Annotated in this window: 26 protein-coding genes; 10 read left to right on the top strand and 16 right to left on the bottom strand. The window is 60.0% G+C overall.

Translation table 11 applies throughout. The features are described 5' to 3' along the window. Positions 1 to 1950 (top strand): UvrD-helicase domain-containing protein (locus R6U90_RS02405; RefSeq protein WP_410351063.1); only part of this gene is annotated, 1950 nt, incomplete at its 5' end. Positions 1951 to 2022: 72 nt separating this feature from the next. Next, entirely contained in the window at positions 2023 to 2886 is an 864-nt protein-coding gene (gene trxA / locus R6U90_RS02400; RefSeq protein WP_410351062.1) for a thioredoxin, read from the top strand. 167 nt (positions 2887 to 3053) lie between these two features. Here the strand turns inward: trxA and R6U90_RS02395 are convergent, their stop codons facing one another. From R6U90_RS02395 to R6U90_RS02385, 3 genes are all read right to left on the bottom strand, one after another. Continuing rightward, entirely contained in the window at positions 3054 to 3926 is an 873-nt protein-coding gene (locus tag R6U90_RS02395; protein ID WP_410351061.1) for a DsbC family protein, read from the bottom strand. Between the two features lie 197 nt (positions 3927 to 4123). After that, positions 4124 to 5020, bottom strand: a complete 897-nt coding sequence (xerD, locus tag R6U90_RS02390) for a site-specific tyrosine recombinase XerD (protein ID WP_410351060.1) — start codon at positions 5018 to 5020, stop codon at positions 4124 to 4126. Next, a complete protein-coding gene (locus R6U90_RS02385) occupies positions 5017 to 5496 on the bottom strand; it encodes a methylated-DNA--[protein]-cysteine S-methyltransferase (protein ID WP_410351059.1) in 480 nt (159 codons plus the stop codon). Before R6U90_RS02385 ends, xerD begins: the two co-directional genes overlap by 4 nt. 113 nt (positions 5497 to 5609) lie before the next feature. On the opposite strand from R6U90_RS02385, the gene fliL reads away from it, so the two are divergent. Next, positions 5610 to 6029 carry a flagellar basal body-associated protein FliL gene (gene fliL / locus R6U90_RS02380; protein WP_410351058.1) on the top strand — a complete coding sequence of 140 codons (420 nt, stop codon included), beginning with the start codon at positions 5610 to 5612 and terminating at the stop codon, positions 6027 to 6029. Positions 6030 to 6041: 12 nt separating this feature from the next. Continuing rightward, complete coding sequence (locus R6U90_RS02375) at positions 6042 to 6974, top strand: M23 family metallopeptidase (RefSeq protein WP_410351057.1); 933 nt, start codon at positions 6042 to 6044, stop codon at positions 6972 to 6974. Here the strand turns inward: R6U90_RS02375 and R6U90_RS02370 are convergent. From R6U90_RS02370 to R6U90_RS02340, 7 genes are all read right to left on the bottom strand, one after another. Then, entirely contained in the window at positions 6910 to 8793 is a 1884-nt protein-coding gene (locus R6U90_RS02370; protein WP_410351056.1) for a tetratricopeptide repeat protein, read from the bottom strand. The two genes, R6U90_RS02375 and R6U90_RS02370, sit on opposite strands and share 65 nt — an antisense overlap. Positions 8794 to 8834: 41 nt before the next feature. Next, entirely contained in the window at positions 8835 to 9188 is a 354-nt protein-coding gene (gene rplS, locus R6U90_RS02365; RefSeq protein WP_410351055.1) for a 50S ribosomal protein L19, read from the bottom strand. A gap of 27 nt (positions 9189 to 9215) precedes the next feature. Then, positions 9216 to 9959: a tRNA (guanosine(37)-N1)-methyltransferase TrmD gene (trmD, locus tag R6U90_RS02360; protein ID WP_410351054.1), complete on the bottom strand. Its 744-nt coding sequence runs from the start codon at positions 9957 to 9959 to the stop codon at positions 9216 to 9218. A gap of 34 nt (positions 9960 to 9993) precedes the next feature. Continuing rightward, positions 9994 to 10518 carry a ribosome maturation factor RimM gene (gene rimM, locus R6U90_RS02355; RefSeq protein WP_410351053.1) on the bottom strand — a complete coding sequence of 175 codons (525 nt, stop codon included), beginning with the start codon at positions 10516 to 10518 and terminating at the stop codon, positions 9994 to 9996. A gap of 51 nt (positions 10519 to 10569) precedes the next feature. After that, on the bottom strand, positions 10570 to 10821 hold the full coding sequence (rpsP, locus tag R6U90_RS02350) for a 30S ribosomal protein S16 (RefSeq protein WP_410351052.1): 252 nt from the start codon (positions 10819 to 10821) through the stop codon (positions 10570 to 10572). 419 nt (positions 10822 to 11240) lie between these two features. After that, complete coding sequence (gene ffh / locus R6U90_RS02345; RefSeq protein WP_410351051.1) at positions 11241 to 12605, bottom strand: signal recognition particle protein; 1365 nt, start codon at positions 12603 to 12605, stop codon at positions 11241 to 11243. A gap of 51 nt (positions 12606 to 12656) precedes the next feature. Continuing rightward, the gene (locus R6U90_RS02340; protein WP_410351050.1) at positions 12657 to 13421 is read right to left on the bottom strand and encodes an MBL fold metallo-hydrolase; all 765 of its coding nucleotides are present in this window, start codon (positions 13419 to 13421) and stop codon (positions 12657 to 12659) included. A gap of 243 nt (positions 13422 to 13664) precedes the next feature. Between R6U90_RS02340 and R6U90_RS02335 the strand changes: the two genes are divergently transcribed. The 4 genes from R6U90_RS02335 (at position 13665) to R6U90_RS02320 (ending at position 17037) form a co-directional block, all read left to right on the top strand. Further along, complete coding sequence (locus R6U90_RS02335; protein WP_410351049.1) at positions 13665 to 14489, top strand: inner membrane protein YpjD; 825 nt, start codon at positions 13665 to 13667, stop codon at positions 14487 to 14489. A gap of 84 nt (positions 14490 to 14573) precedes the next feature. Then, the gene (locus R6U90_RS02330) at positions 14574 to 15875 is read left to right on the top strand and encodes an HlyC/CorC family transporter (protein WP_410351048.1); all 1302 of its coding nucleotides are present in this window, start codon (positions 14574 to 14576) and stop codon (positions 15873 to 15875) included. Positions 15876 to 16015: 140 nt separating this feature from the next. Next, positions 16016 to 16657, top strand: a complete 642-nt coding sequence (locus tag R6U90_RS02325; RefSeq protein ID WP_410351047.1) for an FHA domain-containing protein — start codon at positions 16016 to 16018, stop codon at positions 16655 to 16657. 2 nt (positions 16658 to 16659) lie between these two features. After that, the gene (locus tag R6U90_RS02320; RefSeq protein ID WP_410351046.1) at positions 16660 to 17037 is read left to right on the top strand and encodes a PilZ domain-containing protein; all 378 of its coding nucleotides are present in this window, start codon (positions 16660 to 16662) and stop codon (positions 17035 to 17037) included. Positions 17038 to 17363: 326 nt separating this feature from the next. Here R6U90_RS02320 and radA read toward each other — a convergent pair whose 3' ends face one another. Beyond that, entirely contained in the window at positions 17364 to 18728 is a 1365-nt protein-coding gene (gene radA, locus R6U90_RS02315; RefSeq protein ID WP_410351066.1) for a DNA repair protein RadA, read from the bottom strand. A 141-nt stretch (positions 18729 to 18869) separates the two neighbouring features. Here radA and R6U90_RS02310 point away from each other — a divergent pair, with 141 nt between their 5' ends. Both R6U90_RS02310 and R6U90_RS02305 read left to right on the top strand, forming a co-directional pair. Beyond that, positions 18870 to 19868, top strand: a complete 999-nt coding sequence (locus R6U90_RS02310; RefSeq protein ID WP_410351045.1) for a PDC sensor domain-containing protein — start codon at positions 18870 to 18872, stop codon at positions 19866 to 19868. A 105-nt stretch (positions 19869 to 19973) separates the two neighbouring features. Then, complete coding sequence (locus R6U90_RS02305) at positions 19974 to 20396, top strand: DUF3429 domain-containing protein (RefSeq protein ID WP_410351044.1); 423 nt, start codon at positions 19974 to 19976, stop codon at positions 20394 to 20396. 514 nt (positions 20397 to 20910) lie between these two features. Here R6U90_RS02305 and alr read toward each other — a convergent pair. The 5 genes from alr to rpsR all read right to left on the bottom strand — a co-directional run bounded on the left by alr (position 20911) and on the right by rpsR (position 25324). Beyond that, complete coding sequence (gene alr / locus R6U90_RS02300) at positions 20911 to 21993, bottom strand: alanine racemase (RefSeq protein ID WP_410351043.1); 1083 nt, start codon at positions 21991 to 21993, stop codon at positions 20911 to 20913. Further along, a complete protein-coding gene (gene dnaB, locus R6U90_RS02295) occupies positions 21990 to 23390 on the bottom strand; it encodes a replicative DNA helicase (RefSeq protein ID WP_410351042.1) in 1401 nt (466 codons plus the stop codon). Before dnaB ends, alr begins: the two co-directional genes overlap by 4 nt. 245 nt (positions 23391 to 23635) lie before the next feature. After that, on the bottom strand, positions 23636 to 24085 hold the full coding sequence (rplI, locus tag R6U90_RS02290; RefSeq protein WP_410351041.1) for a 50S ribosomal protein L9: 450 nt from the start codon (positions 24083 to 24085) through the stop codon (positions 23636 to 23638). Between the two features lie 41 nt (positions 24086 to 24126). Beyond that, entirely contained in the window at positions 24127 to 25053 is a 927-nt protein-coding gene (locus tag R6U90_RS02285; protein WP_410351040.1) for a DUF2232 domain-containing protein, read from the bottom strand. 40 nt (positions 25054 to 25093) lie between these two features. Then, positions 25094 to 25324 carry a 30S ribosomal protein S18 gene (rpsR, locus tag R6U90_RS02280; RefSeq protein WP_410351039.1) on the bottom strand — a complete coding sequence of 77 codons (231 nt, stop codon included), beginning with the start codon at positions 25322 to 25324 and terminating at the stop codon, positions 25094 to 25096. Between the last annotated feature and the right edge of the window lie 28 nt (positions 25325 to 25352).

The following is a 25352-nucleotide window of genomic DNA, read 5'->3' as shown; positions in this document are numbered from 1 at the left end:
GTCAATCAGTTGTTCCGCCGGGATCCCCGCCTTCACCAGCAGCTCCCCGACTTTCCCGAACACCGGACCCATCATCAATCGCTGTGGGGCGAGGTGATCCTCCTGCCGCCAGCCAAAGAACGCGAGGACGAGCAGCAAGACGACACGGACGCTGAGACACCGCTGCGTAATCCATTGTTCACGCCGCGCCCCGAGCCAACACACACCCGCCATCGCCAGGAGGCGCAAAGGATCGCCGACGAAATTCGCCATCTGATCGACACCCGCCTGCCGGTCCAGGAAAACCCCGACGCGCCGGCCCGGGCGCTCGATTACGATGACATTCTGCTACTGGTACGCTCGCGCACTCACCTGCCCGAGTACGAACTGGCGCTGCGCGAGGCGGGTATTCCCTATCTGAGCGGTAATCGCGGCACCCTGCTGGAGAGCATCGAGGTACAGGACATGCTCAACCTGCTCAACTGGCTGAGTATGCCCTTCGACAACCTGGCGCTGGCCGGCATTCTGCGCTCGCCGCTGTTCGCCGTCGACGACCACGCGCTGATGCAACTGGCCGGGGAGGCGCCAGGCAACTGGTTCGAGCGGCTTGCCCGGCAAGCCGCCGATCAGCCACCCGATGCGCCACTGCATCGCGCCCACGATCATCTGGCCCGCTGGCGCGCCCTGGCCGGACACATCCCGGTGCACGACCTGCTGGATCGCATCTACAGCGAAGCCAATGTCCTGGCCCGCTATCGGGCCGCCTTCCCGGCCCATCTGGTGCCGCGAGTGCTGGCCAACCTGGTCCGCTTCCAGGAGCTGGCGCTGGAGATGGACAGCGGCCGTTATCCCAGCCTGATGACCTTCGCCCAGTGGCTGCGGGAGCTGCGCCAGAATGACGACGATGCCCCCGACGAGCCGGCCGACGCCGGCCAGCAGGCACGGGTCCGCATCATGACCATCCACGGCGCCAAGGGACTGGAGGCACCGGTGGTCTTTTTGATCGACAGCGCCCGCGCCGAGCCGCGTGGCAAAGCCCACGAGGCACTGATCGAATGGCCGGCCAACGCACCCCGCCCGGCCCATTTTCTGCTGCGCCCGGCGAAGGGCTGGCAGGATCCGCTCAGCGAGGCGGTGATCGAACGGGCCGAAAGCGCCGCCCGCCGCGAGGAGGCCAACCTTTTATATGTGGCGCTCACCCGTGCCCGCCAGCGGCTCTATATCTCCGGCAGCCTGCCCAAACGGGACGAAACCACCAGCTGGTATCAGCAGATCGCCGGCGCCTTTGACTTGCAGCCCGATGAAGTTGAGAGCGCGCAGACCCTGGTCACCAGCAACGTCCCCCCGCCGACACCGGCGCCGACGCCCGCCGCCGAGGCCGAGGTCATCCCCGAACCGGATCCGCGCCTGCGCCGGCCGCTGCCCCTCGGCGCCGGCGACGCGGCGCTGGCGCCCAGCAGCCAGCAGGAGGCGGAGAACGGCGGCGATGTCGAGGATGAGGACGGGCGCACGCGGGGTATTACCATCCACCGCTGCCTGGAGTGGCTGTGCCAGGACCCGGCACTGCCGCGGGAGACCGCGCTGCAACGCCTGGCCGGTGAGGCCGACGCCGCGCAACTGGCCCAGTGGTGGGACGAGGCGCTGGCCGCCTTTTCGGCCCCGCAACTGGCCGAGGTTTTTCAGCCCGCTGCCGACGTACAATGCCGCAACGAACTGCCGCTGCTCTATCGCCAGGGGGAACGAACCGTCAACGGCATTATCGACCGGTTGTTGATCGAACCCGGCCGGATTCATCTGATCGATTACAAAACCCATCGCGCCGCGCTCGACAATCCCGCGGCCGTGGCCGCCGGCTATGAAGAACAGATGCGACTCTACGCCGAAGGCCTGCGCCAGCTGTGGCCCCATCATGAACTTCGGATCAGCCTGCTGTTTACCGCCGCTGCGCAACTGTGGCCAATGCAGGTATAATTCGCCCGCGTCCCGCCCGTCAGAGGACGCGTCTTTCATTCCCTATCCGTTCAGCAACCGACAGGACAGACCATGAGCCAATCGCAGTACAGTTTCGATGTCAGCGCCCAGACTTTTCAAGCACAGGTGATCGATGCCTCCCATCAGGTACCGGTGCTGGTGGATTTCTGGGCCACCTGGTGCGGCCCCTGTCAGAGCCTGATGCCGGTGCTGGAAAAACTGGCCGCCGACTATCAGGGCCAGTTCATGCTGGCCAAAGTGGAAATCGATCAGCAACAGGAACTGGCCGCCCACTTCGGCGTGCGCAGCGTACCCACCGTCAAGCTGGTCAAAAACGGTCAGATCGTCGACGAGTTCACCGGTGCCCAGCCCGAAGGCGAGATCCGCGCCCTGCTCGACAAACACATGGAAGGCAAGCCGGACACGCCCATGCAGCAGGCGATCGATCGCTATGAAGCAGGCGAGACGGAGCAGGCGCTGCAACAGATGCAGCAGATCATTCTCGATGATAAAGAGAACATGCAAAACCGGGTGCGCTTCGCCGAGATCCTGATCAAAGAAGAACGCTACGACGATGCCCGCCAGTTACTCGACAGCCTCTCCGTCGACATCCAGATGAGCCCGGAAGTCTCGGCGCTTTATTCCAAACTGGAACTGGCCGAAACCCTGTCCGACTCGGACGATATCCCGACGCTGGAAAAACGCATCGAAACCGATCCCAGGGACAGCGAGGCCCGCTATCAACTCAGCGCCCGCTACGCCGCCGAAGGCCGTCACGACGAAGCGATGCAACAGCTGCTGGAGATCGTCAAACGCGATCGCACCTACAACGACGACGCCGGACGCAAGGGACTGTTAAGAATGTTCGAACTGCTCGGTAACCAGGGCGAACTGGTCAGCAAATACCGCCGCCTGCTGGCCCAGGCGCTTAACTAGACAGGTCAGTGTAAGGAACGCAAAGATCGCAAAGGCACAGAGAAAGAAATAATTTTGAATTTTAAATGTTGAATTTTGAATGAGAGCCGATTCTGAAATTCAGAATTTAAAATTCAACATTCAAAATTATCTCTTTGCGTCCTCTGCGTTAATCTCTTCGTTCAAATTCAATTCGGCATTTTGCCGTTGAGGATCGCGGCGAGACGTTTGGGGGGCACGAAGCCGGGGATGATCTTGCCGGTTTCCAGCACCAGTGCCGGGGTACCGGAGACACCCATCGCCTGGCCGAGCTGGAACTGTTCGGCAACGGGATTATCACAGTTCTTTTTCGGTAGCGTTTCGCCCTGCTTGGCCCGGGTCAGCGCGTCCTGCCGGTCGTCGGCGCACCAGGCAGAAACGGCTTTCTGATAGGAGCCGGAATTGATACCGGCACGCGGATAGGCCATGTAACGAATCCGGATGCCGGCCTGATTATAGTCTGGCACCGCTTCATGCAATTTTCGGCAGTAACCGCAATCGATATCGGTAAACACGGTCACCGTATGTTCGGCGTCTTTCGGACCAAAGACAATCATCGACTCCTCGCCCATTGCCTCGATCGCCGCGTTAATCGCCTGGTTCCGATATTCATCGGTCAGGTTACGCCGCTCGGACAGATCGATCACACTGCCGTCCACCACATAACGGGCATCGCCGGACATATAGAACACCTGCGGCGGGATCGTGACCCGGTAAAGTCCCTTGATCGGCGACGCCTCGACATTCTCGGCTTTGACATCCTCGAAGCGATCCATGATGGCCTGGCGGGCCTGATCGAGTTCATCGGCGCCAGCCGGGGTAAGCAGACCCAACAGGGCTGTAATAACAATAATACGGGGGAAAAACGACATGAGAACGACTACCAGTAAAAGTGTGGATAACGCGTGAAAGTATACCCGATTCACGCCCGACTGTGGATTATCTGATGCCCGAAACGGGCAGAAGTTCCAGAAAACAAAGTTGGCAGTGTAGGCCAGGTTGCGCGCAGCGCTACCTGGCATTCCACGTATCGGCCTGCCCTGCCTGTTGTTATCTCTCGCAAAAACGCCAGGACGCAGAGAAAAATCCTATTTAACCCTCAGCGGCTCTGCGCCTTTGCGAGAGTCAAATAACTTCGTACCGGTCGGGTGTCACGCAGGCTATCGCCAGCGTGACCTACGCCACTAGCCCCTAGAAACTAGCGTCTAGCCCCTGGGCATCACCCTCGGGGATGATGCCGGGCGTGCAGTTCCTGCAACCGCGCTTTGGCGATGTGGGTATAGATCTGGGTGGTGGACAGATCGCTGTGGCCGAGCAGCATCTGTACCACGCGCAGATCGGCGCCGTGGTTGAGCAGGTGGGTGGCGAAGGCGTGGCGCAGGGTATGAGGTGAGAGGGGTTTGTCGATACCGGCGCGGCGTGCGTAGTCCCTGATCAGATGCCAGAAGGTCTGACGGGTCATCGGCTGGCGGCGATTGCTTAAAAATACCGCCTCCGCCGCCTGGCCGTCGAGCACCACCGGCCGCACTTCCTGCACATAGCGCTGCAGCCAGCCCAGCGCCTCTTCACCGAGCGGGACCAGGCGTTCCTTGTCGCCCTTGCCGCTGATCCGCACCACGCCCTGCTGACGGTTGATCTGTCCCATCTGCAGATTGACCAGTTCCGAGACCCGCAGACCGGTGGCGTACAGCACTTCCAGCATGCAGCGATCCCGCAACCCTTTGGGGGTCCCGGTATCCGGCGACATCAGTAATGCCTCGACATCACTTTCACTCAGGCTTTTGGGCAACGGCCGTCCCAGCCGGGGTGCTTCAATCAGGGCGGTGGGATCCTCGCCAATCTGTTGTTCGCGGCGCAGCCAGGCATAGAACCGGCGCAGGCTGGAGAGCAGCCGGGCGGTACTGCGGGGACTGCCGCGTTGCTCCAGCCGCCGGGCGAGATAGCCCTGAATCTGCTCCCGGCGCACCTCGCGCAGCGAACCGCGCCCCTGCTGATCCAGCCAGTGGCCGAACTGGCTGAGATCAGAGCGATAGGCCGAGAGCGTGTTTTCACTCAGCCCCCGCTCCATCCACAGCGCATCGAGAAACTGTTCGATCAGAACCTGGGATTCACTCACGCCGGCAACCTCACCCCTTCGTGTCTCAGCAACCAGCGTTTTAACTCGATCCGCGGGCCGGCGGTCTTGCCGGCAAATCCGCCAATGCCCGTTTTCGCCACCACGCGATGACAGGGAATATAAATCGGGATCGGATTCTGCCGACAGGCATTGCCCACCGCCTGGGCACAGCCGCCGACCTTTTCGGCCAGCTCACCATAGGTCCGGACACTGCCCACCGGTATCGCGCGCAACGCCCGCCAGACCCGCAGTTGAAAATCGCTGCCGTAAAAACGCAGGGGCCAACGCAGGGGCGCCGTCGCATCGTTAAAATAGGCGGCCAGTTCGCGTGCAATGCGCTTTTCACAGGGACGGGTCGCAACAGATAATTCCGGTTGCGGCCTGGTGTGCAAGGCGATATCGATGATGCAATCCTCCGCCAAGCTCACCACCAGCGCGCCCGGAGCAATACGGATCTGAAAACGGGATGGATTCATTTAGGTAAATACCCGAATTTACTCTGCGGTCAGTACACCGTATTCTGTCAGGGGTCAGGAAATCGCTATCCGCCTGATGATGTGTTTCACACTATAGTGCAGGAGTTCTCAAGATGAAACTGCGTGCGTTATTTACCCTGCTTGTCCTGCTGTTAATGGCGCCGCCATTATGGGCCGAGGACGAAGCGGATAAGCCGGAGGCGAAAGAGCAGGCACCGGCCGTATATGCTTCCATGCAACCGGCTCTGGTGGTCAATGTGAACGACAACGGACAGGTCCGGCATATGCAGGTCAGTGTGCAGCTGAAGCTCAAGGATAAAGACATGGAGCAGTATATCAAGCAATACAACCCTGCCCTGCGGCACGAACTGGTCATGTTGCTCAGCGATCAGCCGATCAAAAAACTCACCTCGAGTCGGGGCAAGATCGCCCTGCGCGATGAGGCATTATCCGCCTTGCAGAAGGTGATGGAAGAGCACATCCAGGTGCCGGCCATCGAGGCAGTTTATTTCACCGAAATGGTTATCCAGTAACGGCAATTGATTATGTACAGATACCTCCTCTTTGCGATCGTACCGGGCCTGTTGCTCCTGCTGGCAAACGGCCACGTTGCAGCCCAGATGTACAAATATCAGGATGAAAATGGCGTCTGGCATTTCAGTGACAACCCGCCACCGAGCGAAGAGCGTCGTCGGCACCCCTCACAGGAAGCAATGCCAGCGAGTGAAAAACAGGTGATCATCCATCGTCAGGGCGAGGATAATGCGCCCATCTTCGAAGTCAGCAACACCCTGCCCATGCCCATCCAGCTGGAATTCTCAGCCGGCCAGCTGCAGAACATGCGGGCCGACCCGCCGCTGCCGTTGCGCAAAGTGATCCCCGCCGGCAGCCGCGAGCCGCTGACCCGCTTTGAAAAGATCGATCCCAACGCACCCTGGAGCTATACCTATCGCACCCGCTTTGTCCCGGGCGACCCGGCGGCCGATCACCTGACCGGCAAACCCTATCTGCCGCCCTTTTCCCCCCACAAGGAATTCAGTATCGCGCAGGCCTTCAACGGTGAAGCCGGCCATGACGCCCACGCCCTGACCCGTTATGCCGTTGATATCCCCATGCCGGCGGACAGCACTGTACATGCAGGCCGCAGCGGCACACTGGTGGAAATCAACACCGGGAAGCTATCACCCGAACGGCGCCAGAAGACCTTCTATGTACGGATTCTGCACCGCGACGGTACCTTCGGCCTGTATGCACATCTGGCGCCCGCATCGGTCAAGCTGTTCATGGGAATGACTATCAATCGCGGTGATATCATCGGCCGGCTCGGATCCGCCGCGGACGGGAATTCGCCGCATCTGCATTTTGCCGTACAGAAAAACGTCGGGATGCAACTGGAATCGATCCCGTTCGAATTTACTTCGCTGGAGGGGATACCGCAGACGCCTGAAACGGGCTTGTTACTGCGTCATCCTCTGTAACGGCGGCCGACTGATCGCCGCTGCGCCCGCCTTCGAGCAGCCAGATCTTCTGTAGTTCCTGGCGCAGCGCCGCGCGACGGCTCTTGTCCTCGGTCACTCGCAGCAGATGATTGAACAGCGCCCGCGCATCCGCATACAATCCCCCCCGCGCCAGAGCGACGCCGGCCTGGTAACGTGCCGTCTGGGCCCAGGGATCCATCGCCCCGGGGTCGATCAGCATGGCGGATTTCAAATACAGTCGCGCCGCCTCGGGATACTGCTCGCGGGACTCGCGGGAATTGGCCATCCAGTAATAGAGCTCGCGCTTGCGTTTGGTATCGACGGTCAGTGTCTGCAGGGCGGGAAACAGCTCCAGCGCCGCCTCGTGGGCACCGGCGGTCTGCATATCGAATACCACCTGCAGCACCTGATCCAGTTGCTGTGCCTGACCAGGTTTTAATTCCTCCAGTACCTGGTGCAGGGTTTGCTGTCCCTGCGCCAGCTCGCCGCCAAGTACCAGAATCCGTGCCCGACGTAATTGCCAGATGAATGCTTCCTCACCCTCGGGAACCTGCTGGATGCTCGCCATCAGTTTCGAAGCGCGCTCGATCTCCTGGCGCGCCAGCGCGATATCCACCAGTTCCAGACGGGCCCCCAGCGGAATATCAGCAGGTTCTTTGAACTGCTTGCCCTCGAGAAACAACGTTTCAACCAGAGCCGCGCCGCGACTGCGCTGGCGCAACATTCCAGTGAATGCTTTGGCCGCCCGCTCGCGACTGGCTGTCGACTGGCCCTTGAACATCAACAGGGCGTAATAGGCGCGCGCCCGTACCGGCTGGCGGGCCTGCGCCGCGTCGGCAGCCTTGAACCACGGCGCGTCATCGCCGATCAGAAACTGCTGCTGATTACCGAGGAAGGTGGCCAGATCCACATAGGCATTCCACAGGCTGTCGGCGTTGTAGTCGAACAGGCCTGCGGGCAGCGGTCGCGCGGTCTGCGCTGCCAGTACGTGCTCCAGCGCATTGGCGGCGGTCAGCCGATCGCCGCTGCGCCGGGCGGCCTCGGCAATCACTGCCCACAAGTGATGGCGATCTTCGGCCTCGACCCACTTGCCGCGCAGGTGACGTAAGCCGGCCTGCATCACCTTGTTGGCCGGCCGACTGCCACTGCGCAATTGCGCCAGCAGCACCAGCATGCCGGCCTCGGTATCCTGTTCGTCTGCCAGCAGTTCGGGAACCGCTTCAGGATGGCCGCTCATTAACAGAATCCGCGCCCGTAGCACCCGGTCATGACGGTTTTGCGGCGGATAATCCTGATAGAACTGCCGACTGGCCTGATAGGCATCCTCCGCCAGCCCCAGGCGGACATAACTGATCATCACCAGCTCACGCCAGCGCCGGCGCCATTGCGCGTCCCCCTCACCCTCGCCCGACCAGATCAGATCGCGCAGTACCGACAGGGCCCGACGGGGTTCATCGAGTTTCAAAAAGGCGTTGGCCCGCTCGGTCATGGCCCAGCGCACGGCCTGTTCGGGCATATTGCGGGGAAAGCCGGTGAGGCGGGAGGCGAGGCGCTGCCACTGGCCGCTCTCGCGATAGATACGTACGCGCTCGCGCTCCAGCGCCAGCCATTCGCTCTGTTCGGAAGGAATCGTGGGCTGGCGCTCGTCCAGCAGATGGACCGCCAGGGTCGCGGCGCCGCTGTCAGCCAGGGCGCGGATTTCCTCCAGCGTCTCATCGGCCGTTGCCAGGCCGGGTAGCGGTAGCAACAGGGCAAACAATACCGGACGCCAGAACCAGAAAACGGATAACCCGCGAGGGTTACCCGTTCTGATATTCACCGGTTTGCGGTCGTTCGACCGGACTGCCATGCCGGACAAGCTTATTTTCTGGTCAGCTTTTCCTTGATGCGCGCGGACTTGCCGGAACGTTCGCGCAGATAGTACAGCTTGGCACGACGCACATCACCGCGGCGCTTGACCTGAATCTCGGCCAGGGCCGGGCTGTAAACCTGGAAGACCCGCTCGACCCCTTCACCGTAGGAGACCTTGCGCACGGTGAACGACGAATTAAGGCCGCGGTTACGCCGGGCGATGACGACGCCTTCGTAGGCCTGCAGACGTTCGCGATTGCCTTCCTTTACCTTGACCTGAACCACCACGGTATCGCCGGGACCGAACTCCGGGATCGTCTTGTTCATCTGTTCCGCGTCTAACTGGTCGATAATGTTGCTCATGCTCATCGCTCCCAAGCTCGTGCCTCGTTATTCAATCTCATGCTCGCGAATAAATTCCGCGAGCAAAGTCTGTTTGTCCTCATCCAGTTCGAGCGTCTCGAGTAACTCGGGACGTCGCAGCCAGGTTCTGCCCAGCGCCTGTTTGAGTCGCCAGCGCCCGATGGCCTTGTGATCGCCACTGAGCAATACCGGCGGGACTTGCCTGCCTTCTATCGTCTCCGGCCGGGTAAACTGCGGAAAATCCAGCAGCCCGTCCGAAAAGGAATCCTGTTGCGCCGAATCCTCGTGCCCCAGCGCCTCGGGCAACAGACGGGTCAGTCCGTCCATCATCACCATCGCCGCCAGTTCGCCGCCACTGAGTACGTAATCCCCGATGGACCACTCCTCGTCAACCTCGGCCTCGATCAACCGCTCGTCGATCCCTTCGTAGCGACCGCACACCAGTATCAGGTGCGACTGGCGCGATAACTGTTCCAGCCCGGCCTGATCCAGCCGGCGCCCCTGCGGTGACAGGTAGATTACCCGGCTTTGCCCGCCGTCGCTGCCGCGTGCGTCACGAATCGCTTCGCGCAGCGGCTCAACCATCATCACCATCCCCGGGCCGCCGCCGTAGGGCCGGTCATCGACCGTCTGGTAATTGTCGCTCGTATAGTCGCGTGGGTTGTAAAACCCGACCTCCACCAGACCTCGGCTCAGGGCCCGTCCGGTGATACCGTATTCCGTGACTGCGCTGAACATCGGTGGAAACAGCGTGATGAAATCAAAGCGCATGTCACTTAACCTTCATGCCGCTGAGCGGCATGAATCAAAATTCCGGATCCCAGTCGACGCGAATCACGCCTTGCTGTAAATCCACCTGTCTGATCACCTGTTCGCGAATAAACGGGATCAAACGTTCCTGCTTGCCATCGGCGTTGCTCTGCTCGACGACCAGAACATCATTGGCCCCGGTCTCCATCAGGTTCGTCACCCGGCCAAGCTCGACATCCGCCAGGTTGATGACCTGCAATCCCAGCAGATCGCGCCAGTAATAATCGCCCTCTTCCAGAGTTGGCAACTGCTGACGGGGAACAGCAATTTCGCGGCCCACCAGGGCCGCCGCGCTGTCGCGATCCGGGCACTGCTCCAGTTGCGCGATCAGGGTCTTGCCGTGTTGCTTGCCCTGCACCAGTCGGTAGGGCAACCACTCGCCGCCGCTATACAGATACCACGGCGAATAGTTCAGAATGTTATTCCGGGGGTCGGTGTGGGAATAGACCTTCACCCACCCCTGGATACCAAACAGGCCACTGATATGCCCCAACACAATCATGTTATCGGCATGCTGCATGGCCTGTGGCGTCCTCTGCCCGCCGATCGGGTCAGACGGGAGCGCGGCGGTTTATGCCGCGCTCTTTTCTTTTTCCTTGACCAGTTTGCTGACCCGCTCGGAGGCCTGCGCCCCCTTGCCAAGCCAGTGCGAAATCCGTTCGTTGTCCAGATTCAGACGCACTTCATTGCCGGTGGCGACCGGGTTAAAGAAACCCAGACGTTCAATATAGCTGCCGTCCCGGCGGTTACGGGAATCCGTGACCACGATATGGTAGAAAGGACGCTTTTTGGCGCCAGCGCGCGCCAGACGTATGGTTACCATCGCGAGTTATAACCTCTTGAACCAAATAAATTGAGGCCGTCTCGACCCGAGGTCGGACAGCCTTCCCGAAAGAGTGGGGCATTGTACTGAAAATGACGGAAAAGTGAAGGGCTTAGAGCCATTTTGCGGGGAAAATTTAACCTCCCGCCCCGGGGAGAACGATCAGCAAGGGACATCTCCCCGGGGAATCACCCCAGAGATCCGCCTGCAAGAGCTCTCCCCCTGGCGACGGCCTTCTCAACGATCGCGTGATCCGCCGCCCCTCTGCCAGAGGGCGGACCTCCCGCAACCTGAACCCCGGCAACCGGTAACAGCGGCCAGGCGAGTAGTTCCCCGAACCCACTGATTTAATGAGACTTTTTGGGTGCTGTCAATGGGTTTTCGGTGTCGTCAGTGTTACCCCGCACGGAAGCGCCCGGTTACATCAGCCCCGGCGGCAGGTTGCCGCCACCCTTGAGGCCGCGCATCATCTTGGCCATGCCGCCGCCTTTCATTTTCTTCATCATCTTCTGCATCTGGGTAAACTGCTTGAGCAGGCGGTTGACGTCCTGAATCTGGGTGCCGGAGCCGCCGGCAATGCGCCGCTTGCGCGAGCCTTTAATCAGATCCGGCTTGCGCCGCTCCGCAGGGGTCATGGAGCGGATGATCGCCTCCATGCGTTTCACCTGCTGCTCACCGGCCGCCGCATCCAGGGCCCCCTGGGGCACATTGGGCATGCCGGGCAACTTGTCCATCAGGCTGGACAGCCCACCCATTTTTTTCATCTGCTGGAACTGGGCGAGGAAATCCTCCAGATCGAAGCCTTTGCCCTTTTTGAGCTTGGCCGCCATTTTCTCGGCCTCGTCCAGATCGATCTTGCCCTGCGCCTCTTCAACCAGGCTGACCACATCGCCCATGCCCAGAATACGCGAGGCGACCCGATCGGGATGAAACGGTTCCAGCTCGGTGGTCTTCTCGCCGGTACCGAGAAACTTGATCGGCTTGCCGGTGATCTGGCGAATCGACAGTGCCGCGCCGCCGCGGGCATCGCCGTCAGTCTTGGTCAGGATCACCCCGCTCAGCGGCAGCGCGTCATGAAAGGCACGGGCGGTATTGGCCGCGTCCTGGCCGGTCATGCTATCGACCACGAACAGGGTCTCGACGGGATGGACCGCTGCATGGAGACGGCGCACCTCATCCATCATAGTCTCGTCGATATGCAGCCGGCCGGCTGTATCGACGATTAGCACATCTTTATGCTGCAGCTTCGCCTGCGCCAGCGCCCGTTGGGCAATCTCGACCGGGTCCTCGTCAGTGGCGCTGGGGCAGAAGCTGGCCTCGACCTGGCCGGCCACGGTCTCGAGCTGATCGATAGCCGCCGGACGATAGATATCGGTACTGACCAGCATCACCGATTTTTTCCGGTTCTCCTGCAGCCAGCGAGCCAGTTTGCCGGCGCTGGTGGTCTTGCCCGAGCCCTGCAGCCCGGCCAGCAGGATCACCGCCGGCGGCGTGACGCTCAGATCCAGGCCGTCGTTGGCCTCGCCCATCAGCGCCACCAGCTCGTCGTTGACGATCTTGATCAGCGCCTGGCCGGGCGTCAGGCTCTTCAGGACTTCCTCGCCGAGGGCCTTCTCGCGCACATGGTCGACAAATTCCTTGACCACCGGAAGCGCCACGTCGGCTTCCAGCAGAGCCATGCGCACCTCGCGCAGGGTCTCCTTGATATTCTCCTCGGTCAGTCGGCCGACCCCGCGCAGGTTACGGACCGTCTGGCCAAGGCGTTCGCTCAGACCATCAAACATGTTGCCTCACTTGGAAATACAGTCGACCGCCACACTCGGCGATCCGGGCCATTATAACGTGAAACGGGCCCCGGCCGAGAGCCGGTTGACCGAATGGGTGGTGATGGCGCGGGCACATTCGGCGAAAATCTCGCCCTCGCCGCCCGGCTTGTTGTGGGTGATATAAACTTCGGGCTGGTGGGTCAGCTTGGCAATGTCCTCTGCCAGCAACGCGGGACAGTAATGACCGGCACGCCGGCAGATATCGATATCGTCATCCGCGAAAGCCGCTTCGACGATCAGCAGATCCAGTCGCTCCAGCTGGTTAAGGCGCGCCCAGAAGGTATCATTGGTGGTGGTATCCCCGCTGAAGGCAAAAACCTGAGGGCTGTTGCGTACAATATAGCCGACCCCGGGCACCACGTGATTGACCGGTACCATTTCAAACCGGATATTCCGCACCTGGCGGCTTTCACCCGGCTGCATCGGCTGGTAGCGAAGCACCGGTCGATCAGGATGGGGCAACGCGGCAAAATCGGGCCAGATCACGTTATTGAAAATGTGTGTGCGCAGTGCATCAATGGTCACTTGCTGAGCGTGGATGGTAATCGGTTCATGCAGATGTTCGAACACGCTATCCACCAGCAGGGGAATGCTGGCGATATGATCCAGATGCGAATGAGTCAGAAAAATATGGCGCAGGCCGGCCATCTGTTCGAGGGTCAGATCACCCACACCGGTGCCGGCATCGATCAGAATATCCTCATCGATCATCATGGTGGTGGTGCGCAAACCATTGCCGACACCGCCGCTACATCCCAGAACCTGCAGTTCCATCTAGCCTCTCACTTCGCCTGATTGAATTATGCTAATTAGCCTGTTATTCCGACCTTGAATAGTGCCATGCCCGAGTAAATCAAAATGCTACCAGAGTCACAAGTCTAAGACCTTGATAATGTTTTGTTTTATCTCCGCGCCAATCATCAACGTAAGTATATAGCCGGCGCGGTACAAACATTCCCGCCAAGGCGCGGCGCGGCACTTCCTTCGTCGATCGAGCTGTGCGATGATCCAGAGGTGATGAACTCCCTGGCTCTTAATCTGTTGCTCCCGGCACTGGCCGCAATTCTGCTGTATCTGCTGGCCGGCGTTCTGCTATGGCGACGTCTGGTCAGCGGCACACCGGCCGCGCCCGCAACCCGTCTGCGTCTGCTGGCCCCCGGACTGGTCGCCGTGGCGCTACATGGTGTACTGCTGTGGCAGGTGCTGTTTACACCGGCCGGCGTGGATATTGGTTTTTATACTATCTTTACCCTGGTGGGCTGGCTGGCCGCGCTGTTGCTACTGCTGTCGGCTCTCTCGCGTCCTGTGGAATCACTCGGTATTGTGGTACTGCCGTTTACCGCTATCACGGTTGTGCTGCGCCTGCTCAGCGACGAGCACAACATCCTGGCCCGGAATCTGGCCGCGGGACTGGAGTTTCATATCCTCGTTTCGATTCTCGCCTACAGTCTGCTGAGCATCGCGGTGGTGCAGGCGATCCTGCTCTATTTCCAGGATGCCCACCTGCACAACAAGCAGCCCGGCGGCATCGTGCGCGCCCTGCCACCGCTGGAGACCATGGAAACCATGCTGTTCCAGATGATCGGTCTGGGCTTTATTGTACTGAGTATCTCGCTGTTCAGCGGCGGACTCTATCTGGAGGACATTCTCGCCCAGCACCTGGTGCACAAAACTGTGCTGTCGATCATCGCCTGGATCCTGTTCGGTATTCTGTTGTGGGGACGGGTCCAGTTCGGCTGGCGTGGCCGCATAGCCATCCGCTGGACCATCGCCGCCTTCATTGCTCTCATGCTGGCCTACTTCGGCAGCAAATTTGTGCTTGAACTGGTTCTGCATCGCTAGCCGCCGCCGGCGGTTAACCTTGACAGTGCCGGTGATGTCCTTCGTAATTCATCTTCCCTACAGGCAGCAAGAGGCTTTGCGTTCTTGAACGAATTACCCCTAGGTATGCTCATCGGCATACTCGTCTTCCTGTTGATTGTGTCGGGGTTTTTCTCCGGCTCCGAAACGGGGCTGATGAGTCTCAACCGCTATCGCCTGCGCAATCTGTCCGAGAAAAAACACAAGGGCGCGCAAAAGGCGGAACGCCTGCTGACCCGGCCCGATCGTTTGATCGGGGTTATCCTGCTGGGCAACAACTTCGTCAACATTCTGGCTTCGGCCATTGCCACCCTGATCGGTATGCGGCTGTTCGGCGAGTCCGGCATCTGGATCGCCACCATCGCCCTGACCATCATCGTGCTGATCTTTTCCGAAGTGACGCCCAAAACCCTGGCGGCTTTCAACCCGGAACGCTATGCCCTGCCCGCCTCTTATGTACTGGCACCCTTGCTGAAGATTTTTTATCCGCTGGTGTGGTTTATCACCCGCCTCTCCAATGGTCTGCTCCGGATATTCGGTATCCGGCTCGATGAAGCCGGGCGTATGACCCTCAGCAGCGAAGAGCTGCGCGTGGTGGTCAGCGAGGCCGGCAGCATGATTCCGCAGCGCCATCAGGAGATGCTGCTCAGTATTCTCGATCTGGAAAAAGTCAGCGTCGATGACATCATGGTACCGCGTAACGAGATCGCCGGCATCGACCTGGCCGACGACTGGGAAGCGATTGCCAAGCAGCTCACCGAAAGCCAGCATACCCGCATGCCGGTTTACGAAGGGGATATCGATCATGTGATCGGCATGGTCCATCTGCGCCGCGCCGTGCGTCTCTTCCAGCAGGATGAGCTGAGCAAGGACAACTTCCGCCGGATCATTCGCGATGCGTATTACGTCCCCGAAGGCACCCCCCTGCACACCCAGTTGCTCAACTTCCAGGGCGAACGCCGGCGCATTGCGCTGGTGGTCAATGAATACGGCGATATTCAGGGGCTGGTCACTCTGGAGGATATTCTCGAGGAGATTGTCGGCGAATTCACCACTGACCCGGCCGCCTCCAGTCGCGACATTCACGTGCAGGAGGACGGCACGTTTCTGGTCGACGGCAGCATCACCATCCGTGAACTGAACAAGGCGCTGGAATGGGAGTTGCCCAGCGAGGGACCGAAAACCCTCAATGGCCTGATCCTCGAATACCTGGAACACATCCCCGATCCCGGCACCAGCCTGCTGATCGCCGACTATCCCATCGAAATCGTCCAGACCACCGGCAACGCCGTCAAAACCGTGCACATCGACCCGGGCTGGAAACGCAACAACCTGCCTGCGGAGGAACCGGGTCCCGGCGAGTCTTGACGCAAGGGGGAAAATCCCGGACGGGCGGTCAAATCGGGACTATCCACCGCCGCAGTTGTATAATAACATTAATAAAAGACTATAATTCTACGATAAATATAGACTTTTCATTCAGTTACTAGCCGGGAGCCGAGCCGCACGTGTCCAAGCTGACGCTGTCATTCAAGGGAAGCATTCTGCGTGTCTATCCGATCCTCAAGGGCAGCATGCTGATCGGGCGTGATCCCCAGTGCACGATTCATATCGACAGCCTGGCTGTCTCACCCCGGCACGCCCGCCTCGACACCCGGGATCAAACCTCGGTGCTGGTCGATCTCGACAGCGAGGGCGGCACCTTCGTCGAGCAGAACAAAATCGACAAGCATCTGCTCAAGGATGGCGACACCATCCGCATCGGCAAGCACACACTGGAATACAAATACGAAGAAGATCACAACATGGCTCACGTGGATGAGCTGCCAGTGCCCGAAGTCGAGGAGATCACCCCGCAACAGGCCGACGCCGAACAGACGCATGAAACCCGTCAGGGCTGGCTGCAGATCCTCAACGGCCAGAACCTGGGCAAGACCCTGAGCCTGAACCGCTCCATGACCAACCTGGGTAAACCGGGTGTGGCCACGGCAGTTATCACGCGGCGCAATGACGGTTACTTTCTCTCGCATCTGGAAGGCGAACATCCCCCGCTGGTGGATAACCAGCCGCTGGGCGACCACAGCCACAAACTGCAGGACGGCAACACCATCCAGATCGGCAACATCAAAATGCAGTTTTACCTGGACTGAACATGAACGATAACGAACGCCGCCACTTCACCCGCATCCGCTTCGATGGCGAAGCCTGGTTGATCGATCCCGCCAGCAACCGCCAGTGGCAAACCGGGGTGATCGACATCAGCCTGCGCGGCGCCATGATCCGCCGCCCCACCGATGGTCCTCTCGACTTTGACAAAACCTATCTTCTGCAACTGCAGCTGAGCGATGAAATCCAGCTGGCATTTGATATCCGCATCACCCACCACAAAAACCCTGACTACCTGGGGCTGCACTTCGATCATATGGACCTGGACAGCGCCAGTCACCTGCACCGTCTACTCGAACTCAACCTCGGCGACCCTGCCCTGCTCGAACGCGAACTGGCCGAACTGCTCGAACCGGGTAACTGACAGAAAAACCCAACGCCGGGAGGCGAAGGCGCAGAGAACGCAGAAAAAGATTTAAACTATTCAGGGTGCGTACTACGCACCATCATCCCGTAAACAACCACCGAACTACATTGAAACACACCGATACCATGTACTCGGTATCTTCGATGGTTGCGTTACCTGTCCTCCAATTCGGTTGAAAATCTGCAAACCGTCATCCCGGCGAAAGCCGGGAACCAGTCTCAAAACAGGGTACAACTTCTGAATCCCGGCATTCTCCGGAATCACGATCGTGAGATCGAAGGATTTAGAACCTCGTCACCCCCCCGTAATTCGGCCCTCTGTTCTCAGAACAGATCGAGGAGTTCTTCGAGCCGACTGACGGCGGTGATTTGCAGGCCATCGAGGGGTTTGCGCGGGGCGTTGCCTTTGGGGATCACGGCGCGTTTGAAACCGTGCTTGGCGGCCTCCTGCAGGCGGTCCTGGCCGTTGGGCACGGGGCGGATTTCGCCGGCCAGGCCGATTTCGCCAAAGACGATCAGATCCTGCGGCAGGGTTTTGTTGCGCAGGCTCGACATCACCGCCAGGATCACCGCCAGGTCGGCGGCGGTCTCGGTCACCCGCACGCCGCCGACAACATTGGCGAACACATCCTGATCGGCACACACCACCCCGGCGTGGCGATGCAATACCGCCAGCAACATGGCCAGGCGATTGTGTTCCAGACCAGTGGTCACCCGGCGCGGATTACTCAGCTGGCTGTCGTCGACCAGCGCCTGGACCTCTACCAGCAACGGGCGGCTGCCTTCCAGGGTCACCAGGATCACGCTGCCCGGCACGGCATCGTCGTGACGGGACAAGAAGATCGCCGAGGGATTGTTCACCTCGCGCAGCCCCTTGTCAGTCATGGCGAACACGCCCAGCTCGTTGACCGCGCCGAAGCGGTTTTTCATCGCCCGCACCAGTCGGTAACGGCTGCTTGAATCGCCTTCAAAATAGAGTACGGTATCGACCATGTGCTCCAGCACCCGCGGCCCGGCCAGGGTGCCTTCCTTGGTGACATGGCCCACCAGGAACAGCGCGGTGCCGGTCTGTTTGGCATAACGCACCAGCTGCGCGGCCGACTCTCGTACCTGGCTGACCGAGCCCGGCGCCGAGGTCACCTCATCGGTGAAGATGGTCTGGATGGAATCAATCACCAGCACCTGCGGGCGCTCCTGCCGGGCGATGGCCAGGATGTCTTCCACCCGGGTCTCGGCCAGTAACGCCAGATCGTCCGCCGCCAGCCCCAGGCGTTGCGCGCGCATACTCACCTGCTGCAGCGATTCCTCGCCGGTGATATACAGCGGCGTCAGTTGCTGGCCCAGGCTGACCACGGTTTGCAGTAATAACGTGGACTTACCGATACCGGGATCGCCTCCCAGCAACACCACCGAGCCGGGGACCAGCCCACTGCCCAGCACCCGGTCGAACTCGCCGATCCCGGTGGGCACGCGTGCCACGTCGGCGGCATCCACTTCCCCCAGCCGCTGCACCCGCTGGCCGGCCGCGTCGCCGGCAAAACCGCTGAAGCGGATGTTACGTCCACTGCTGCTCACCGCGGTCACCTCCACCAGCGTGTTCCATGCCCCGCAATCACCGCATTGGCCGGCCCATTTCGGTGCCTGGGTACCGCATTCGGTGCAGGAATAAACAACCTTGCTCTTGGCCATAGTGCGTGATTTGTCCGTTTCTCCAATCAGTGGGCATGTTAGCATGTGTCACCTGCTGCGATCTCCGCAGTGTTCGCACGCCCTGTCGACCGTCACAAGCCTGTCACAGCGCAGGAGAACAATAGACGGCATACTATTTGAATGCCGTTACAGGAACCGACCCATCAGCCATCAGCATGGAACGTTATGTCCGCCTTCAAGGAACGCATCGCTTATCAAAAACAACAGCTGGCCAGCCTTGCCGCTGAGCCACTGGCTACCCTCGCCGTCGAGGCCGCCCTTGTCTGGCAGGATCCGACGCAGCTGGATCAGGTGCTGTTGCAAGGTCTTGGCCAACTGCCCCACTGTCACATGCTGTATGCGGTTAACACCCATAACATCCTGATCTCCGCCAACATCGAAGACGGCCAGCTGGATGCACAATGGCGCGGACTGGATCTCACCGGCCGCCCCTATCTGAGCAGCACTCTGCCGTACCAGGGCTTTACCCTGTCACCGGTTTACACCAGCCGCCATAGCACCCTTCCCTGCATCACCGCCATCCAGGCGGTGCGCGACGGCAATGAAATCCTCGGTTTCATCGCCGCCGATTACAATGTCGAAGACCTGCACGGTCAGCGCGAGAAAGCACCCGCTGCAGCCGGCTGGAGCCAGTACAAGGGCGATCCGGCAATTCGCGGCACCGTCTTCCAGCAACAGCGTTCCATCAGCGCCATGGACAAGGTGCTCGACGAAGTGATGGATATCATCGCCGGGATGATACGCAACCACGGCATCTTTCATGTCAAGATTCACTTTTCCAGCTCCCGCGCCTCCTTCTGGTCACTGGATGATCCCTACGACTACAACATTCACATGCTCGACGAGATCGTCGATCCCGAACGCTGCCTTGCCTACCCGCGCCGCGACCCGCACGAACGCACCCAGGTCGGCTTCGAGGACATCGGCCGCGTCCTGAACCAGTTCAAGGCCCTGCGCCACGCGGATGAAACCATCTACCTGCGCTCCGCCTCGTTCAACACCATCAACGGCATGGTCGGCCTCACCTTCTCCTGCGACGGCTCGCACTACATCCACTTCCAGCAGTTCCTGGACATGGACAGCGGCTTCTGGTTCGGGGACAGAGCCGAGGCTGTATAATAGATTATGAGCATTATCGCGCAGACGCGAAGGCGCAGAATAACGCGAAGAGTTCTGGTTTAATCAGGGAAAAACCAGATAACGTGGATGATCACCGGAGCTGCCATGAGAACTGAACAATTGGCAAAAGTACTGGGATATGCCGGCCTGATCCCCTTTGTTGTTTTCAGCATCGGCACATGGATTGACCTGCCTGGCATACAGGACGCCGACTTCGTCCTGCGAACCTACGCCGCTATCATTCTTTCGTTCATGGGAGCCATCCACTGGGGTGCGGCCATGTCACGTGAGAGCCAGGCCGCACTGGCGCAACTGGGCCTCAGCGTGCTACCCGCCCTGCTTGGCTGGGTCGCCCTGCTCATCACACCGGCATACAGCTACAGCCTGTTAATTGTGGCCTTTATTATATTATGCGCCATGGACCACCGCGCGGCGAAACAGAACCTGGTACCGGCATGGTATGTGCCGATGCGTATCGTGCTGACTACAGTGGTTGTGCTGTCGCTTATCGGCGCGGCACTGGTTTAATTAAAAGACCAGAGTCGTACAATAGAAGCATCAGAAAATAGTAACCATACCATCCTTAACAGCATTATTCTCATGGCTGCTTACGGTAGAGTAAAGATGTGACGCGGTGGCCTAAGGTTCCGCCTATCTGTTTCCGCCTCCGTATCAAGGCGTATCAAGGGGTCAGATCACTTGAAGTCTGCCTTATTCTCTCGGTATTTCTAGTGCCGCCATCATTATGCTTTCTAAATCGACTTTACTACCTTCTTTCAAGTGTACTGACCCCTTGAGTGCTCCATATCAACCAGTTTGGGGGCTGATCTTCCTCAATGCCAGGTCAGGGCGCCGCCGCTTTATTACATCTCCCACAAAAGAAAATCAGCGCTTTCGAGATCAAGCTCGCACTGGGGGGGCGATCTTTTTCTATAGACTGGATTCCGGCCTGCGCCGGAATGACGGCCTGGCCCGCATGGCGAACATTTAGATAGATGCTGGATGCTTGTTCACCCCTCCCCTTGCAGGGGAGGCAATAAGATCAAGCCTCACTCGTGGTGTATTCAAACTCCACCCGCGCGGTCACCTTGCACAACAACTCATAGGCAATGGTGCCGGCGGCGTCGGCGATCTCTTCTACCGGCAACCCCTCGCCCCAGAGGATCACTTCATCGCCGATGCGGGCCTCGGGACACTCCCGCAGATCCAGGCAGAGCATATCCATCGACACGCGTCCGACGATGGGCACCCGCCTGTCACCGAGTAATACCGGCGTGCCGCTGGGGACATGGCGGGGATAACCGTCACCGTAGCCGATGGATACTACCCCCATCGGCATCGCCTCGGGACAGCGCCAGGTACCCCCATAACCGATCAGCTCGCCGGCCTGATGCCGGTTTACGGCGATCAATTGCGCGCGCAGGGTCATGACCGGGCGCAGGTCGTGCTGTTTGCCGAGACTGTTATTAAAGGGCGATACGCCGTAGAGCATAATCCCCGGCCGCGCCCAGTCGCTGACGCTCTGCGGCCAGCCGAGCAGTCCGGCGGAATTGGCGACGCTGCGCGCGGTAACGCTGAGATCGTCCAGACTCTCGAAGCGGCGAATCTGCTCCTGGGTATAGTCATCCTCACGATCGTCGGCGTTGGCCAGATGCGTCATCAGCCGCACGCTGGCAACCCGCGGGCAGTTGAGCAGGCGGGTCAGCATGGCCGGGGTATCTTGGGGGGACATACCCAGGCGATGCATACCGGTGTCGACCTTGAGCCAGACATCCAGCGCCGGGCCCGGAGTTTGTTCCAGGATAGCGATCTGTTCGGGGTGATGGATCACCGGTTGTAATTGATAGCCCTCGATCAGACGCAGCGCGTCGCCCCGAACGAAGCCTTCGAGCAACACGATGGGTTGCGGGATGCCCGCCTCGCGCAGGCTGATCGCTTCGTCGATGGACGCCACCCCGAAAGCATCGGCATGCTCCAGGGCCTGGGCCACTTCGACCATGCCGTGGCCGTAGCCGTTGGCCTTGATGATCGCCATCAGGCGACTGTCCGGGGCGTGCCGGCGGGCGACGGTCAGGTTGTGTTGCAGGGCGCGTAGGTTAATGGTGGCCCGTGTTGCACGGGTCATGCACCGGGCCCTTCGAGATAGTTGTCGCCGGAAATGTAGTTTTCGAACTTGGTGTACTGACCGAGGAAGGTCAGTCGCGCGGTACCGATGGGACCGTTACGCTGTTTGGAGATAATAATTTCGGCAGTGCCCTTATCGGTGCTGTCTTCGTTGTACACTTCGTCGCGGTAGATAAACACAATCATATCCGCGTCCTGCTCGATGGCACCCGACTCACGCAGATCCGACATGACCGGGCGCTTGTTGGGACGTTGTTCCAGCGAGCGATTGAGCTGTGAGAGCGTGATCACGGGGACATTGAGTTCCTTGGCCAGTCCCTTGAGGCTGCGCGAGATCTCGGAGATCTCGGTGGCGCGATTTTCGGTGTTTCCCCCCACCTGCATCAGCTGCAGATAATCGATCACGATCAGGCCCAGACCATGTTCACGCTTGATGCGCCGGGCGCGGGAGCGGACCTCCATGGGGGAGAGTCCCGGCGTGTCATCGATATAAATCTGCGCCTCGTTGAGAATACCCACCGCCGAGGTCAGGCGCGGCCAGTCCGAGTCATCCAGTTTGCCGGTACGAATCTTGTGCTGATCGATACGTCCCAGCGAGGACATCATACGCATCACCAGTTGCTCGCCGGGCATTTCCATACTGAACACCGCCACCGGCACCTGATGCTTGATGGCGGCGTTTTCCACCAGATTCATGGCGAAGGAAGTTTTTCCCATGGAGGGACGTCCGGCAACAATGATCAGATCGGAGTTCTGCAACCCGGAAGTCATATCGTCAAAATCGGTGTAACCGGTCGGCACGCCGGTATAGGCATCGCTGCTTTGATAGAGCGCGTCGATGCGATCCACCGCCCTGACCAGCAGATCCTTGATCCCGACATAGCCGGAGCGGTTGCGCGCACCCTGCTCGGCGATATCGAACACCGCCTTCTCGGCCTGGTCCAGCACCTCGGCGCTGTTGCGCCCTTCGGGGTTGTAGGCCAGGTTGCCGATCTCGGTGGCCACCCGGGTCAGCTGGCGCAGTACCGAGCGCTCCCGCACGATGGCGGCATAGGCCTTGATATTGGCGGCAGTCGGCGTGTTCTTGGCCAACCCGCCCAGATAACTCATGCCGCCGGCGGCATCCAGCTGGTTATGGCGCTCCAGCCATTCTGAGAGGGTGACCACGTCGCAGGGATCGCTCTCCTTCGCCAGTGCGGCGATGGCGCAGAAGATCAGGCGGTGATCGCGCCGGTAAAAATCCTCTTCAGTAACCTGATCCGCGACCTGGTCCCAGCTGCTGTTGTCGATCATCAGCCCGCCGAGCACCGCCTGCTCCGCCTCGATAGAGTGCGGCGGCATTTTGAGCGCGTCGGTGGCCTGATCCGTGGCGGTTACCGAGTAAATTGCATCAGGCATGGTGATTTGTCTTGTTATCCCAGCATGGCCGGGGCCGCGGACGGGCGGTACTCCCGGAGAATGTCATCGAAACGAACCCTCGCTCCCGTGGCAAGAAGCCCTGAGCATAGCACAACCCTGACCGGGATCGGACCGATCCGGCGCACGGATTGAAACGGGAAAATGAACGGGGAAATCGCACGCTACAGGTGTGCGAAAGGTTTGCCAAAGAGGCGGCGGGCGGGAAGGTCCCCGCCCGTCGGCGATCACTCGGCTTCGACGTTGACCTTGATGGACTGCATGACTTCCGGGTGCAACTGCAGCTCGATCTCGTATTCGCCGGTCAGGCGAATCGGCCCTTCGGGCAGGGTCACTTCGCGTTTTTCCAGCTCGACGCCGGCCGCCATCACCGCATCGGCGATGTCCGCCACGGCCACCGAGCCGAACAGCTTGCCTTCTTCACCAGCCTGGGCACGGATAATCACCTCAGCCAGTTCGGCGATTTTTTCGGCACGGGCCCGGGCCGCAGTCAGGGCTTCGGCAGCCGCTTTTTCCAGCTCGGCGCGGCGTGCTTCGAACATTTCCACGTTCTCTTTGGTGGCCGGAACCGCTTTTTTCTGCGGCAACAGAAAGTTGCGGCCATAACCGGGACGCACATTAACCTTGTCGCCCAGAGTGCCGAGATTGGCTACGTTTTCCAGCAGAATGACTTCCATTTTATTGACCTCAATGCCTGTCGCTTGATGTGATTGGTTGATTAACCCGCCGCCCCGGGAAAACGGCGACGGAGCTCAATCCAGTTATCCAGTATGCCCAGCATGGCGATCGCAAGCGCGCCATAGGGCAGGGTAAAAAACAGCACAATATACAATACCACCAGCCAGATCTTCGCATTCTGACTGCGCCTGGCCAGGGCATGGCCCACCGCCAGTCCCTGAAACAAAAACACCCCCAGCGCCACGGTGGCCGCATTGACCAGCCACTGGCCGGCCAGACCACCCACAAACTGGGCCAGCGCCACAATGGCCAGTGACACCCCGGCGGCCAGTGTTCCCAGCCGCAGCTGGTGAAACTCACCGGGAGCGGCGCTGGCGAACAGCCGCGCCTGCCAGTTGCGCCCGACCAGCAGGCCGATGATGGCGCTCAACACCAGCGAAGTGAACATGGCGCCGGTCATTAGCCGGGCTGATTGCTCCAGCATCGCCCGCAGGGCAACCTCGTCCTGAATCTCGATGCCGGCCTGTTCCAGCGCCGGAATCACCTGCTGGTTGAAATACTCGCCCCACCAGCGGGCCGGATCGCCCAGCAGCGGGAACATAATACTGATGCCGACCAGCCCGACCAGACCGCACAGCAGCAGAGTCTGGGACAGGGACTCGCGCTGGCGCAGCCACTGGGCCACCAGCCAGGCCGGTAACCAGACCACCAGCGCATAGCCAACGGCAAAGTGCGGACTGCCGATCAGCAGGGCCAGCACAGCCAGCGCGGCGGTGGCCCCCAGCACGATCAGCATGCTCTCGCGGCTGGCCTGGGTCAGCCCCACCAGCGCCACCAGCCCGCCGCTGAGATAACTCAACGGCCAGCTCAGCGGAAAAAACAGCAGCGAGGCGATGGCCAACCCGGCCACCGCCAGGATAGCCTGCAGCGGGCCGCGCATGGCATAACTTGCCAGCGACTTCATCATTTCAGTTCCTCTGTTCGCAACGAACGAACAGACGATTTTTTCAGTTCTTGTGCGAGTCGCTGTACGGCAGCAGCGCCAGAAAACGGGCGCGCTTGACGGCGGTGGCCAGCTGACGCTGATAGCGGGCCTTGGTGCCGGTAATACGACTGGGCACAATCTTGCCGCTTTCGGTGACATTGGCCTTCAGCAAACCGAGATCCTTGTAATCGATCTCCTTGATGCCTTCGGCGGTAAAACGACAGAACTTCTTGCGACGGAAAAAACGGGCCATGATGTGATTCCTTTAATTTAACGGGTTA

The sequence above is a fragment of the Thiohalophilus sp. genome (genome assembly GCF_046483665.1).
In the GTDB taxonomy this organism is placed as follows: Bacteria; Pseudomonadota; Gammaproteobacteria; order UBA6429; family Thiohalophilaceae; genus Thiohalophilus.
The sequence above is the reverse complement of the archived record's forward strand: the minus strand, read 5'-3'. Positions and strand labels throughout refer to the sequence as shown.

Excerpts from the sequence above, each read along its gene's own strand:
- trxA (WP_410351062.1), top strand. The coding sequence starts at position 2,023 with ATGAGCCAATCGCAGTACAGTTTCGATGTCAGCGCCCAGACTTTTCAA.
- R6U90_RS02395 (WP_410351061.1), bottom strand. The coding sequence starts at position 3,926 with ATGCCAGGTAGCGCTGCGCGCAACCTGGCCTACACTGCCAACTTTGTT.
- R6U90_RS02385 (WP_410351059.1), bottom strand. The coding sequence starts at position 5,496 with ATGAATCCATCCCGTTTTCAGATCCGTATTGCTCCGGGCGCGCTGGTG.
- fliL (WP_410351058.1), top strand. The coding sequence starts at position 5,610 with ATGAAACTGCGTGCGTTATTTACCCTGCTTGTCCTGCTGTTAATGGCG.
- R6U90_RS02375 (WP_410351057.1), top strand. The coding sequence starts at position 6,042 with ATGTACAGATACCTCCTCTTTGCGATCGTACCGGGCCTGTTGCTCCTG.
- rplS (WP_410351055.1), bottom strand. The coding sequence starts at position 9,188 with ATGAGCAACATTATCGACCAGTTAGACGCGGAACAGATGAACAAGACG.
- trmD (WP_410351054.1), bottom strand. The coding sequence starts at position 9,959 with ATGCGCTTTGATTTCATCACGCTGTTTCCACCGATGTTCAGCGCAGTC.
- rimM (WP_410351053.1), bottom strand. The coding sequence starts at position 10,518 with ATGCAGCATGCCGATAACATGATTGTGTTGGGGCATATCAGTGGCCTG.
- rpsP (WP_410351052.1), bottom strand. The coding sequence starts at position 10,821 with ATGGTAACCATACGTCTGGCGCGCGCTGGCGCCAAAAAGCGTCCTTTC.
- ffh (WP_410351051.1), bottom strand. The coding sequence starts at position 12,605 with ATGTTTGATGGTCTGAGCGAACGCCTTGGCCAGACGGTCCGTAACCTG.
- R6U90_RS02340 (WP_410351050.1), bottom strand. The coding sequence starts at position 13,421 with ATGGAACTGCAGGTTCTGGGATGTAGCGGCGGTGTCGGCAATGGTTTG.
- R6U90_RS02335 (WP_410351049.1), top strand. The coding sequence starts at position 13,665 with ATGAACTCCCTGGCTCTTAATCTGTTGCTCCCGGCACTGGCCGCAATT.
- R6U90_RS02320 (WP_410351046.1), top strand. The coding sequence starts at position 16,660 with ATGAACGATAACGAACGCCGCCACTTCACCCGCATCCGCTTCGATGGC.
- radA (WP_410351066.1), bottom strand. The coding sequence starts at position 18,728 with ATGGCCAAGAGCAAGGTTGTTTATTCCTGCACCGAATGCGGTACCCAG.
- R6U90_RS02310 (WP_410351045.1), top strand. The coding sequence starts at position 18,870 with ATGCCGTTACAGGAACCGACCCATCAGCCATCAGCATGGAACGTTATG.
- R6U90_RS02305 (WP_410351044.1), top strand. The coding sequence starts at position 19,974 with ATGAGAACTGAACAATTGGCAAAAGTACTGGGATATGCCGGCCTGATC.
- alr (WP_410351043.1), bottom strand. The coding sequence starts at position 21,993 with ATGACCCGTGCAACACGGGCCACCATTAACCTACGCGCCCTGCAACAC.
- dnaB (WP_410351042.1), bottom strand. The coding sequence starts at position 23,390 with ATGCCTGATGCAATTTACTCGGTAACCGCCACGGATCAGGCCACCGAC.
- rplI (WP_410351041.1), bottom strand. The coding sequence starts at position 24,085 with ATGGAAGTCATTCTGCTGGAAAACGTAGCCAATCTCGGCACTCTGGGC.
- R6U90_RS02285 (WP_410351040.1), bottom strand. The coding sequence starts at position 25,053 with ATGATGAAGTCGCTGGCAAGTTATGCCATGCGCGGCCCGCTGCAGGCT.
- rpsR (WP_410351039.1), bottom strand. The coding sequence starts at position 25,324 with ATGGCCCGTTTTTTCCGTCGCAAGAAGTTCTGTCGTTTTACCGCCGAA.